Source organism: Romboutsia lituseburensis DSM 797 (assembly GCF_900103615.1).
Lineage (GTDB): Bacteria > Bacillota > Clostridia > Peptostreptococcales > Peptostreptococcaceae > Romboutsia_F > Romboutsia_F lituseburensis.
This window is the reverse complement of sequence record NZ_FNGW01000011.1, coordinates 43798-57699: the sequence shown is the minus strand read 5'-3', so window position 1 is coordinate 57699 and position 13902 is coordinate 43798. Positions and strand designations below refer to the sequence as shown.

The following is a 13902-nucleotide window of genomic DNA, read 5'->3' as shown; positions in this document are numbered from 1 at the left end:
ATGAAATGTAAGAAATGGTAACTATTTTATTGATTAAATATATTTAAAATAGTATTATTATGATATATATGTATGTTTTAGGCTAATAAATAATTCTAAAATTAATAAATAAAAAACAAGAAGAGGAATGAAAAAATGACAGAAAACAATTTAATAAAGTTGATAAAAGAGTATCTTATAATAACTATAGGTGTTATCATAGTTTCTTTTGGTGTGCAGTATTTTTATGCTCCAAACCAAATTGCTGGTGGAGGATTAAGTGGAATGGCATTAGTAATAAGTCACTATATACCTAGTTTATCGGTAGGAACTATAATACTTATAGGAAATATAATTTTATTTACTATATCATTTATATTAGTAGGTGGGGATTTTGGATTTAAGACTATATATGCAAGTTTTATGATGTCTGCAGTTATGGATTTTATGGAAAAAGTATTACATACTTATGCTATAACAGAGAATATGATATTAGCAGTAGTACTTGGAACTCTTATATGTGGAACAGGTTTAGCAATTACATTTGCTATAAATGCTTCAACAGGTGGAACGGATATATTAGCTAAGATAATAAATAAATATTCTACAGTTAACATAGGTAAATGCTTATTATTAGTTGATCTGTTTGTTGTTGTATGTGGAGGATTAACTTTTGGATTAGATAAAGGACTTTATTCATTAATGGCAGTTGTAATTAATGGATTATTAATAGATTCAATAATAGCTAAAATAGAAAAAAGAAGAGATAGTAAACAAGAAGAATTAAAACTTCAAAATGCTCAATAAATTTGGTTATAAAAAGATATTACTAATTTTTAATTAGTAGTATCTTTTTTTGTAACTATTTTTAATGGTATAATTAGAATATATAAAGTGAAATATGTAAAATTTCTTTAGTTTGTATAGAAAAATCAAATTTTGTATATAGAAAAAGGGGAGAAAAAGTACAAAATTTGCACAAAAAGATGAAAAAAAGAGAATAGTTGAGAATTATTGGAAATTTTGCATTGTTAAAAATACATAAAAAAATAATTTAATAATAAAAAATTCTTAAAAAATAAAGGTAAAAATATGACGTATTTGAACGAAACATAAATTTTTAAAAAATTTAAAAATTAAAGAATTTATATATTGCCTATTACGTAACGTAACCTTATAGAATTAAATTAGGCAATAACTTGGGGGAGATAAAATGAAAGAAAAACGCTTATATACAACAGGTGAGTTTGCCAAAATGGCAGGGGTGACAATAAGAACTATTAGATACTATGACACTAAAGGAATCTTAAAGCCATCTCATCATAATGATTCAGGACATAGGCTATACTCAGATAAGGATTTTGTAAAGTTAAAAAAAATATTAGCTTTAAAATATCTGGGGCTATCATTAGACGAAGTTATGAGCACAGAGTTAAATTTTGAAAAAGATGATATGATGAATTCACTTAGATTACAGAAAAATATCATTAAAAACAAAATTAACCATATGAAAATAGTGCTAAGTGCCATAGAAACAGCAGAAATAAGTATGCAAAATGAGAATGATTTAAACTGGGATAAAACAGTAGATATAATAGAGATACTAGAAAGTGAGAAAGAACTATTACAACAATATATAGATTCTTCCAACTTAAATGCCAGTGTTAAATTACAAGATAGATTTAGTTCTAATAAACATGGTTGGTATAACTGGGTTTTCAAGAATATAAATCTTAAAAAGAGAAGTAAAGTTTTAGAGATAGGGTGTGGGAATGGCGCTTTATGGGCCAAAAATATAGAGAATTTAAATGAAAAAACAAATGTAACCTTAACTGATGTTTGTGAAGATATGATTAGTGATGCAAAGACTAGTCTAAAAGGATATCACGATAGGTTCAATTTTCAAATAGCAGACCCAAACGACATTCCATTTAAAGATGAGAGCTTTGATATAGTCATAGCGAATCATATATTGTTTTATATGAAAGACTTAGATGTAGTTCTTAAAGAAATTCATAGGGTACTTAAACCAGGAGGACGTTTTTACTGTTCTACAATAGATGGTAATCATATGAAAGAACTTGAAGAATTAATGCTAGGATTTAATAATAATATAAAAATTTCAGAAGAAAGACTTTCTACAAAATTTGGTTTAAGCAATGGAGAAAGTATTCTAAATAAATATTTTAGTGATGTACAACAGTATCTATATGAAGATAAGTTAATAGTTAATGATACTAAAGGTATCCTAGAATATATTTATTCAATACCAGGTAATATTTTAGAAGTAATTGAAAATAAGAAAAAAGAGTTTGAAGTGTATATTGATAAAAATATACAACAAAATGGTGAATTTCATATAACAAATAGCCAAGGTTTATTTGAAAGTATAAAAAGGTAACTTAAACTTAAGTCATGTTATAAGAAATATTTAATGAAGCTTTTAATAAATTTATAATTTATGTTTGAAAATTAAAAATCATAAGCTAGAAAAGTCTTATGATAACGTTTACAATGTTAAATAATAAACAATAAAGCGTGGTTTTTTATGAAAAAAACCATAAAAAGGTATAGTTATATACTTTTTTAAAAATATAGTCTTTTTTATTTAATTTTTAGAAAAACGTTTTTTTCAAATAATAAAAAATAAATTTTTAAAAAAATATATTGATTTTTAGAAAAAAATGGTATAAGATTAAATTGTCAACAAGTTAACACAGCAAAAGACAGTTAACGAGTTAAAATGACAAAAAATTCAACAGATGGAGAGGGAATAACTATGGGAATAAAAGTTACAAGTGAAATAAAGCCACTTAAAAAAGTTCTACTTCATAGACCAGGTGCTGAAATAGAAAACTTAACACCTGAGTATCTTGAAAGATTATTATTTGATGATATTCCATTTTTAGAAGTAGCTCAACAAGAGCATGATGCATTTGCTGAGGTTCTAAGAGAAAATGGGGTTGAAGTTGTTTACTTACATGAATTAGCAGCTGAAGTTATAGCTGATGAAGAAATAAAGGAACAATTCTTAAACCAATTTATAGAAGAAGCTGGAATAACAAGCCCAGAACTTCATAAAAATGTTTATGAATTCTTAAAAAGAATAGATAACAACGATGAATTAATAAGAAAAACTATGGCTGGTATAAACAAAAACGAATTACCTGCTTTAGGTAAGAAAAGTTTATCTGACTTAGCACAAGATGATTATCCATTCGTTGCTGATCCAATGCCAAACTTATACTTCACAAGAGATCCATTTGCAAGTATAGGAGAAGGTGTAAGTTTAAATAAAATGTACTCTGTAACAAGAAACAGAGAAACTATATATGCTGACTATATATTCAAGTATCACAAAGATTTCAAAGGTGAAGTTGAAAGATTCTACGATAGAAACTTTGAATATCATATAGAAGGTGGAGATATATTAAACCTTACTGAAAAAGCTTTAGCTATAGGTATATCTCAAAGAACAGAAGCTCCTGCTATAGAACATATAGCTAAGCAAATATTCTATAAGAGCAACAACAAAGAAATAGAAACTATATTAGCATTCAACATACCAAACAATAGAGCAATGATGCACTTAGATACAGTGTTCACTCAAATAGATGTTGATAAATTCACTATACATCCAGGAATACAAGGTCCTTTACAAGTATTCGAAATAACTAAAGGTGATGTAGAAGGAGAATTAAACATAGTAGAAGTTAATGCTGAATTAGAAACTGTATTAGCTAAACACCTTGGAGTTGAAAAAGTTACATTAATCCAATGTGGTGGAGGAGATAAAGTTATAGCAGATAGAGAGCAATGGAATGATGGTTCAAATACATTATGTATAAAACCAGGTGAAGTTGTTGTTTACTCTAGAAACTACATCACTAACAGATTATTAGAAGAAAATGGTATAAAAATACATGTAATACCATCAAGTGAATTATCAAGAGGACGTGGGGGCCCAAGATGTATGTCAATGCCTCTAGTTAGAGAAGTATAAGAAACAGATTAAATTTAATTAATAAATAGTTAATATTTAATAACGCCTTATAAAACATATATATATAGATAAAAAAAACTTCTTTAAAGGTTCGAAACTAGAGCCTTTAAAGAAGCCAAAAATAGTAAACTTTTAAAATTTTAAAATATATTTTCATTATAACTTATTAGGAGGGTTTTTACAATGGCAGTTAATTTAAGAGGACGTTCATTTTTAAAATTATTAGACTTTTCAAGTGCAGAGATAAGATACTTATTAGATTTATCTAAAAACTTAAAAGACCTAAAAAGAGCTGGTGTAGTAAACAGAACTTTAGAAGGTAAAAACGTTGTTATATTATTCGAAAAAGATTCAACTAGAACTAGATGTTCATTCGAAGTTGGAGCTATGGACTTAGGAATGGGTGTTACTTACCTAGGACCAACTGGTTCTCAAATGGGTAAAAAAGAATCTATAGCAGATACTGCTAGAGTTTTAGGAAGAATGTATGATGGTATAGAATACAGAGGATTCTCTCAAGAAATAGTTGAAGAATTAGCTGCACATGCTGGAGTACCAGTATGGAACGGATTAACAGATGAATTCCATCCAACTCAAATGATAGCTGACTTATTAACTATAGAAGAAAAATTAGGAAGATTAAAAGGTGTAAACTTTGTTTACATGGGAGATGCTAGAAATAACATGGGTAACTCTTTAATGGTTGCTTGTGCTAAGATGGGATTAAACTTCACAGCTTGTGCTCCAAAAGAATTATTCCCAGCTGATGAATTAGTTGCTACTTGTAAAGAAATAGCTGCTGAAAACGGATGTACTATAACATTAACTGAAGATGTTATGGCAGGAACTAAGAATGCTGACGTTATATACACTGACGTTTGGGTATCTATGGGAGAACCAGCTGAAGTTTGGGAAGCTAGAATCAAGCAATTAATGCCATTCCAAGTTAACAAAGCTGTTATGGATAATGCTAATCCAGAAGCTATATTCATGCACTGTTTACCTGCATTCCACGACCTAAAAACTAAGGTAGGAGCAGAAATGGGTGAAAAATTCGGTATAACTGAAATGGAAGTTACTGATGAAGTATTTGAATCTAAACAATCTGTTGTATTTGATGAAGCAGAAAACAGAATGCATACTATAAAAGCTATAATGGCTTCTACTATAGGACAATAATCTTTAGTAGGAAATTAAGTTAAGGAAACTACCACTGTCAGGTGTGTAGACGCTCATTAAATTGATTAGTTAAACATTGAGATGGTGGTTTAGTATAGTAAAAGTTGTATAAGAAATTAAGTAACCCCCATTTTGTTATCGGAAAATATAGATGGGGGTTATATTTATCTAAAATATAATTAATAGTAAGGGAGACATATTATGAAGAGATTAGTTATCGCCTTAGGGGGAAATGCACTAGGAAACAATCCGGAAGAACAATTAGAATTAGTTAAGCAAACAGCAAAAACAATAGTGGATTTATCAGAAGAAGGTTACAACGTAATAGTTGGACATGGAAATGGACCTCAAGTTGGTATGATAAACTTAGCAATGGACTTTGCAGCTAATAATGGAGCAAATACTCCAAGTATGCCATTTGCTGAATGTGGATCAATGAGTCAAGGATATATAGGATACCACTTACAACAATCTATAAAAAATGAATTAAATGCTAGAAAATTAAATAAAAATGTTGCATCTATAGTAACTCAAGTTGTAGTTGATGAAAATGATGATGCTTTCAAAAACTTAACTAAGCCAGTAGGTATGTTCTACACTAAAGAAGAAGCTGATAAAATAGCTGCTGAAAAAGGATTTACATTTGTAGAAGATGCTGGAAGAGGATACAGAAGAGTTGTTGCTTCTCCACAACCACAAAAAATAGTTGAATTAGAAACAGTTAAGCAATTAGTTGACAACGGAAGTATAGTAATCACTGTTGGTGGTGGTGGTATACCAGTAATAGAAAAAGAAGATGGATCATTACACGGTGTAGCTGCTGTTATAGACAAAGATAAATCAAGTGCTAAATTAGCTAAAGACCTTGATGCTGAAATGTTAGTAATATTAACTGCAGTAGATAGAGTTTGTATAAACTTCAACAAACCAAACCAAGAAGCTTTAGCATCTATAAACTTAGAACAAGCTGCTAAATATATAGAAGAAGGACATTTTGCACCAGGTTCTATGTTACCTAAAGTAGAAGCTTGTGTAGATTTCGTAGAATCTTCATCTAACGGAAAAGCTTTAATAACTTCATTAGAAAAAGCTAAAGAAGCTTTACACGGAACTACAGGAACTATAATATGCAAAGAAGATGAAATATGCAACGCATAATAAAATAATAAATAATAAAGGAAATGTTATCTGACAGGATAATATTTCCTTTATTTAGATAAGATGGTATTATAAATTAAAGTAAGAATTATATAAAATTTAATATGTTTTGCATAGTAACGGGGATTTTTAATAGAGTGAGGCTCTTTAAAAATAATAGACAAATTATAACCAAAGGGGGAGACATGTAATGTCAAACGACAAAAAGAAAAAGTTTAAATTCCCATCTGCGTATACAGTATTATTAGCAATAATGATAGCTATCGCACTAATAACTCAAGTTGTACCTGGTGTTAAGAAAGCTCAACTTTCAGATCTAGTTATGGCGCCAGTAACAGGTATGGTTGGGGTAAAAGATGTAGCCTTAGATGCCGAAATTCAAAAGTCTATGGATGAAAATGGAGTAGAAGGTGCTCTTAAAACAATTAATGATGCAGACGGTTCATACATGAGTGTATGGAACGAAGGGCAAGTTAAAGGTGCAATAGACGTTGCTTTATTCGTACTTATAATAGGTGGATTCCTAGGAGTTGTAACAAAAACAGGAGCTTTAGATGCAGGAGTTGGAGCACTTGTTAAGAAACTAAAAGGAAAAGAATTAATGCTTATACCAGTATTAATGTTTTTATTCTCTTTAGGTGGAACATCTTATGGTATGGCTGAAGAGTCTTTAGCGTTTTACGCATTAATAACTGCAACTATGATGGCAGCAGGATTTGACCCATTAGTAGGGGCTGCTACATTATTACTTGGTTGTGGTATAGGATGTTTAGGATCAACAGTAAACCCATTTGCAATAGGAGCTGCAGTATCAGCTGCTGGAGCTGCTGGGGTAACAATAAATCAAGGTACTACTATAGCAATAGGAGCTGCATTATGGTTAATACCTTTAATAATTTCAATAATATATGTTATGAAGTATGCTAAAAAAGTTTATGCAGATAAAAATGCTACAATATTATCTAAGGGTGAATTAGATGCAGCTCATGATGCATTTAGTAATGATTCAGAAGAAATATTAGAGCTAGATGGAAAAAGAAAATTTGTTTTAGTATTATTTGCATTATCTTTTGCAGTTATGATAATGAGTGTTATACCATGGAGTAATTTCGGAGTAACTATATTTGAAAATACTACAGCATGGTTCAATGGTTCTCCATTAGGAGGATGGTGGTTCCCTGAATTAACAATATGGTTCTTCTTAATGTCTGTTTTAATAGGTATAGTTTACAGAATGTCTGAAGAAGATATAGTTGGTTCATTTATAAATGGATGTGCTGATATGGTTGGTGTTGCTTTAGTTGTTGGTATATCAAGAGGGGTATCTTTCATGATGGCAAACTCTGGTCTTGACTTATACATACTAGACAAAGCATCTGGAGTATTAAGTGGAGTATCTGGTATGTTATTTGCTAATATGGCTTATCTTATATACATAGCATTATCATTCTTAATACCATCTACTTCAGGATTAGCATCAGTTTCTATGCCAATATTTGCACCACTAGCTCAAAAGTTAAATATTGCACCAGAAATAATAGTTTCTGCATTCTGTGCAGGTAGTGGTATAGTAAACTTAGTAACTCCAACGTCAGGAGTTGTTATGGGAGGTCTTGCAATTGCAAAAATAGACTATGCTACATGGGTTAAGTTTGTAACTAAATTATTAGCTTTAATATTCGTAGCAACTATAATTATATTAGCTGCTGGGTCTATGGTGTTATAATTTTAAAATAAATATACCTTGTAAAATATTTATAAAACAAAACCATAAGGCTTAAAAATAGCTTTGTGGTTTTGTTTTTATAAAAATAAATTCAATGATAAAGATTTATAGTAAGGATAGGTGAGTCATATGGGATTAGTCAGTTTCTTAAGTTGTTTTTATTTTGCGTTTACAGTATTACTTTTATTTAAAAAGAAATCTATGGGCAAAACCTATATTATATTTGGAGTATTAACATATGTTTTTGTTGTTGGATATTCATCAATACCAAAAATACCGCAGCAAATACAAGGACTTAGTATTTTTGTAGTATTTTCTCTAATGGTATGTATATTTGGTTTAATGTTTGGAATTATGATGAAAGTATTTAATAGAAGTAATAAAACATCTGTTATAGCATCGATTGTTTCATCGAGTATATTAATATTAATATTATTTAATGTAAAAGGATGTTTAACTTATATGTATATACCAGTACTTTTATATATGTTACAAAAGAAAATAAATATAAATATAGACAAGATAGTGTCTATATAATAAAAAAATATATATGTATTTATAAAGGCCTCAAAGAATCTCATTAAGTGACATTTGTAGGTCTATTATTTTGAAAAAATAGTTCAAATAATAATAGAGTTACTAGGAATACTAACATTAATAACGTTAGTTTTAAGGGAGTGTTATACTATGAGAAAAGTAATTGTAGTAGGTGGCGGAATTGGAGGTCTTTGTACTGCTGTTAGATTGTTAAAACAAGGATATGAAGTTACAGTGCTGGAAAAAGAGCCTAGAATAGGTGGAAAAGTAAATGCTAAATTTAAAAATGGAGCAAGATTTGATTTAACTGCATCTATATTGATGACACCTCAAATTTATACAGAAATTTTTGAATATGCTGGTAAAGATTATAGAGATTATTTTGAATTACTAAAAATAGATCCTATATATGGTGTTAATTATGCTAGTGGAGAAAAATATAACTTTTATAGTGATTTAGGTAAAATGGTAAAAACTTTAGAGGGTATAGAATATAAACTACCTATACGATATTTAAACTTTTTAACTAAATCTTTAGAAAAATATTTAGTTAGTAAAAAATATTTTCTAAACGAACCTATGATTGATGCAACAGAAGTATCTAATAAAAAACTTATTAAAGAATTTATGAGTATATCTCCATTTAAAAGCAATAGTAAATATTTAAATAGTGTAATTAGAAATGAGCAAATAATAAATTACATGATATTTCAATCTATGTATATAGGAGTAAATCCTTATAAAAATTCAAATATATATTCATTAATACCTGCAATATCTCATGTTTATGGTTTGTGGTATATAAAAGGAGGATTTTATAAATATATAGAAGCTCTTGAAAAATTAATTTATGATTTAGGTGGTAATATACAAACTAATACTACTGTTGAGAAAATAATGATAATCAACAATAAAGTTAAAGGAGTAATAAGTGAAAAAGGTGATTTTAAATCCGATATAGTTGTTTGCAATGCAGATTATCCTTATGCTATTAATCATCTTTTAAATAATAAGAAAAAGTGTCTTAAAGTAAATAAAGAAGATTATTCATGCTCTGTATTTATAATGTATTTAGGATTAAACAAAAAGTATAATAATCTACAAGTACACAATATATATATAGGTGAAGAATTTAAAGAAAATATACAAATGCCTTTTAAAGGAGAAATGCCAGAACATCCATCATTATATTTATATTATCCGAGTAAAATAGATGACTCTATATCAGGGAAATTTGAAAGTATATTAAATATTATGGTTAGAGTTCCAAATTTACAATATAAAAAAGTAAAATGGGACAAGAAGAACATAAATAAATTTAGAAATATGATACTAAAAGAAATAGAAAAAATAAATGGCTTAGAAGATTTAAAAGAAAATATATTATATGAATCATACTTAACACCAATACAATTAAAGCATAAGTTTAACTCTTATAATGGGACTGCATTTGGGATTAGTCATAAATTAAATCAGACAACTTATTTTAGACCTCATTTAAAAGATGAAGATACTAAAGGATTGTATTTTATAGGTTCATCTACGCATCCTGGCAATGGTGTATCAGTAATAATAGAGGGAACTAAGATTTTAACAAAACTTATACAAGATGATATATATAAATGTAAAATATAAAAAAATTATATTAATTTATGATAATTTTTTATGCTGAAATAAGTAATGTATATAGTTTGAAAATGTGCTAATATTGTATCGGAGGCTATTTTAGAAAGGGGAAATTTATATATGAAATCAATTTTAGTTATGGGTGGAAATGACTTCATAGGTTCTGCGTTAGCCGAATATTTAATAAAATGTGGATATAAAGTAGATATACTTACAAAAGGAAAAAAGGAAGTAAAATTAAAAGGCTTAGGAAAACATTTTCTTTGCGATAGAGATGATATATCTCATCTAAAGAAAATATTAAGCAAAAAATCTTATGAATATATATATGATATGACTGCATATTCAAAGGATGATATAAAAAATTTGATACGATGTATAAATTTAAAAAATCTTAAAAAATATGTAGTTTTATCATCTGGTGCTGTATATAAAGATAGTAGTAAACAAGCTAGAGAAGACAATGAAAAGGGAGAAAATAAAAATTGGGGAAAATATGGTCTTGATAAAAAAGAAGCAGAAGATTATATAATTAACAGTGATATACCATATATAATTATTAGACCTACATATATTTACGGACCCAATAATAATCTTTACAGAGAAATTTATTTTTTCGAAAGAATCTTACAAGAAAAGAAGATACCAGTTCCACATGGAAAGAATGTCAGTACTCAATTTATATATATTGATGATTTAGTAAAAGTTTTAGAAAGTTTAACTCATAATGATAGAGTAAGAGAAGCCTACAATGTAACAAACCCCCAACTTATATCATGGAATGATCTGATACAGACATGTGGAGAAGTAGTAAAAAAATCTCCAATAGTAAAGTTAGTAGATATAAACAATGTTAATTTCGAGGAAAGACAATATTTCCCATTTAGGAATATAGATTATAATTTAGATATAGATAAATTAATAGAGCATGGATTATATATACCAAATGTATTGTTAAAAGAAGGACTTAAAAAAACTTATAAATGGTATTTATCAACGAAACCAAAATTACAAGATAAAAAAATGAGTAAGGTAGATGATATTATAAAAATTAGTTAAAATAAATAGTGTAAATAAAAATGCTCATATATGTTGATATGGGTACAATAGTTATGAATAAAAGTATGGAAAATAATCCATACTTTTTTTATGTGTAAAAAAAATGATTACTTTATAACTTAAGTAAGTTTGCTAATATTATTTATATCAATAAACTTATAAATAAAAAATAAAAAAGTTTTGAAACTTTTAAAGTAAGATAGCCCGTCTATATATATGTGATGAAAAGGAGGCCTTCGAGAAAGATGAACTTACTAAGCTTAGACAAGAAAAAGAAAGAAAAAACTTTTAAAAATTACATCATAGAAAATCAAAATATATTTTATAAAATAGCATACACGTATGTAAAAAATAATGAAGATGCTTTAGATATAGTACAAGAATCTATATGTAAAGGATTATCAAAAATAAAGACTCTTAAAGATGTAGAGCTAATAAAACCATGGTTTTATAAAATTTTAATAAATACAGCTATAGACTATATAAGAAAAAATAAAAAATACATTCAAGAAAAAAGAGAAGTAGTTTCTGATAATTTTGTTGAGCACAATATAGATATAGAAATAGATATTCAGAAGGCCTTAGACAGTTTGTGCGAGGAAGACAAAACCTTAGTAATTCTTAGGTATTTTGAAGATATGAAAATATCAGATATAGCAACAATACTAGACAAAAATGAAAATACTATAAAGACGAGACTTTATAGGGCTTTGAAGCTATTAAAAATTCAGATAAATAATGGATTAGAAGGAGATAATTATGAAAAATAAAAAATTGGATCAATTAAAAGATAACTATAATAATATAGAAATTCCTGAAAATTTAAATCACTTAGTTAATCAATCATTAAATAAGAAAAAGCCGATGAATAGAAAATGGTTAACAAGTGCGGCATCTATAGCTGTACTTGTTGGAGGAATTAATCTAAGCCCAGCATTTGCAAATACATTAGAACAAATACCTGTAGTAGGAAATATAGTTAAAGTTGTAAGATTATCAAATTATAACTTAAATGAAAATGGATTTGATGTATCAATAGATGTGGATAAGGTAGAGGGATTAAAAAACAAAGAATTACAAGAAAATATAAATAAAGAAATGGAAAATAATGCGAAACAATTATATCAAGAATATGTAAAAGAGATAAAAGAATTAAAGAAGGATAATATACCAGGTAGAGAAATGGTTAAATCATGGTCTGAAACTATGACAAACAATGATAAAATATTATCTTTAGTAGTGTATGAGTTTCATGCACAAGGTTCATCTAATACAACAAGGAAATTCTACAATATCAATAAGCAAAATGAAACTGCTCTTACTCTTGAGAATATGTTTGCTGACAAAGATTATGTAAATATAATAAGTAAAAATATAAAAGATCAAATGAAACAACAAATGAAAGAGAATCCTGATAAAGCTTACTGGTTAGATGATAAAGAAATGGGAGATGGAAACTTTGATAAAATAAGAAAAGATCAAGGATTCTATATAAACGATAAAAATGAGTTAGTTATATGTTTTGATAAATATGAAGTAGCTCCAGGATATATGGGATTAGTAGAATTTACTATACCAAATAATGTTTTAGCTCCTAACTTAGGATAAAGTAAAAATATAAATCTATCATAATAATAAAACTTTATAAATCCTTACAATTATAAAAATAAGTGTCTAAATTTAGACACTTATTTAATTTTATCTTTATCCCAAATAAATAATTTTTCAGAGTTATTTAAAGCTCCGAAAAGATTCTTCTTAACTCCAGGCATGTCTTTATTTAGTTTAGATAGAAGTTCTTTAACATCTTGTCTTTTTGTATGACCATTAGCTGGACAAGGATTTTCTATTACAGGATAGTTATATTCTTTTGTAGCTTTTTTAGTCATATATTCTTCAATATAGACCATAGGTCTGATTATAGTTAAATCCTGCTTATCCATATGTGTTTTAGGTGAGAAGCAGTTAACTCTTCCTTCGTAAAACATAGACATTAAAAAGGTTTCTATAGCATCATCTTTATGGTGACCTAATGCTACTTTGTTACATCCTAATTTTTTAGCATTATCATTTAATGCACCACGTCTTAAATTAGCGCATAAAGAACATGGATTTTTTTCTTTTCTAATATCAAAAACAATCTCTTTTATATTAGTTTGAATTTCATAAAATGGAACATCTAAATCTTCACATAACTTATAAAGTGGAGCATTATCAACACCACCAGGATTTAAAGTTATAGCTATTAGCTCAAATTTTTGAGGAGAGAACTTTCTATAATTACTAAGTATATGAAGTAAAGTTAAACTATCTTTACCACCAGAAAGCCCTATAGCTATTTTATCGTTTTCTTGTATCATATCAAAATCCTGTATGGCTTGACGAGCTTTACTAAGAAGTTTTTGCATAGGCATAATTTTTTCCTCCAGAATGTTTAATTAAAAGCTTGTTATATTATTTATATCCTAATTTTCAATATATAAATTATAAAAGAATTAAAATATTATAACAAATAAAATTTATACAGTTTTTCGTGAAACATAAATTGTTTCATAAAATATATAATGTAACTAAATTTTAAAAATTTTACTACTCAAAATATAATCAGATAAATTAATATTAACGAATGCTTATG

Annotated in this window: 12 protein-coding genes; 11 read left to right on the top strand and 1 reads right to left on the bottom strand. The window is 27.6% G+C overall.

Annotation, left to right across the window (positions count from 1 at the left end; all coding sequences use genetic code 11):
* Window positions 1-135 precede the first annotated feature (135 nt).
* The 11 genes from BLP75_RS15575 to rsiV all read left to right on the top strand — a co-directional run bounded on the left by BLP75_RS15575 (window position 136) and on the right by rsiV (window position 12875).
* Window positions 136-786: a YitT family protein gene (locus BLP75_RS15575; RefSeq protein ID WP_092727462.1), complete on the top strand. Its 651-nt coding sequence runs from the start codon at window positions 136-138 to the stop codon at window positions 784-786.
* Window positions 787-1192: 406 nt separating this feature from the next.
* Window positions 1193-2380 carry a MerR family transcriptional regulator gene (locus BLP75_RS15570; RefSeq protein WP_092727461.1) on the top strand — a complete coding sequence of 396 codons (1188 nt, stop codon included), beginning with the start codon at window positions 1193-1195 and terminating at the stop codon, window positions 2378-2380.
* 342 nt (window positions 2381-2722) lie between these two features.
* A complete protein-coding gene (arcA, locus tag BLP75_RS15565; RefSeq protein WP_330385831.1) occupies window positions 2723-3982 on the top strand; it encodes an arginine deiminase in 1260 nt (419 codons plus the stop codon).
* 183 nt (window positions 3983-4165) lie between these two features.
* Window positions 4166-5161: an ornithine carbamoyltransferase gene (gene argF / locus BLP75_RS15560; RefSeq protein ID WP_092727460.1), complete on the top strand. Its 996-nt coding sequence runs from the start codon at window positions 4166-4168 to the stop codon at window positions 5159-5161.
* Window positions 5162-5362: 201 nt separating this feature from the next.
* Window positions 5363-6319: a carbamate kinase gene (gene arcC, locus BLP75_RS15555; RefSeq protein WP_330385830.1), complete on the top strand. Its 957-nt coding sequence runs from the start codon at window positions 5363-5365 to the stop codon at window positions 6317-6319.
* Between the two features lie 190 nt (window positions 6320-6509).
* Window positions 6510-8045, top strand: coding sequence for a YfcC family protein (locus tag BLP75_RS15550; protein WP_092727458.1), 1536 nt, complete (start codon window positions 6510-6512; stop codon window positions 8043-8045).
* Window positions 8046-8174: 129 nt separating this feature from the next.
* Window positions 8175-8582, top strand: a complete 408-nt coding sequence (locus tag BLP75_RS15545; RefSeq protein ID WP_092727457.1) for a hypothetical protein — start codon at window positions 8175-8177, stop codon at window positions 8580-8582.
* A 150-nt stretch (window positions 8583-8732) separates the two neighbouring features.
* Complete coding sequence (locus tag BLP75_RS15540) at window positions 8733-10217, top strand: phytoene desaturase family protein (RefSeq protein WP_092727456.1); 1485 nt, start codon at window positions 8733-8735, stop codon at window positions 10215-10217.
* Window positions 10218-10328: 111 nt separating this feature from the next.
* Window positions 10329-11267 (top strand): NAD-dependent epimerase/dehydratase family protein, encoded by a 939-nt coding sequence (locus BLP75_RS15535; RefSeq protein ID WP_092727455.1) that lies wholly within the window; start codon window positions 10329-10331, stop codon window positions 11265-11267.
* Window positions 11268-11512: 245 nt separating this feature from the next.
* Window positions 11513-12037, top strand: a complete 525-nt coding sequence (locus BLP75_RS15530) for a sigma-70 family RNA polymerase sigma factor (RefSeq protein ID WP_092727454.1) — start codon at window positions 11513-11515, stop codon at window positions 12035-12037.
* Entirely contained in the window at window positions 12027-12875 is an 849-nt protein-coding gene (rsiV, locus tag BLP75_RS15525; RefSeq protein ID WP_242872450.1) for an anti-sigma-V factor RsiV, read from the top strand. Before BLP75_RS15530 ends, rsiV begins: the two co-directional genes overlap by 11 nt.
* An 80-nt stretch (window positions 12876-12955) precedes the next feature.
* Here the strand turns inward: rsiV and BLP75_RS15520 are convergent, their stop codons facing one another.
* Complete coding sequence (locus BLP75_RS15520) at window positions 12956-13681, bottom strand: tRNA 2-thiocytidine biosynthesis TtcA family protein (protein WP_092727452.1); 726 nt, start codon at window positions 13679-13681, stop codon at window positions 12956-12958.
* Between the last annotated feature and the right edge of the window lie 221 nt (window positions 13682-13902).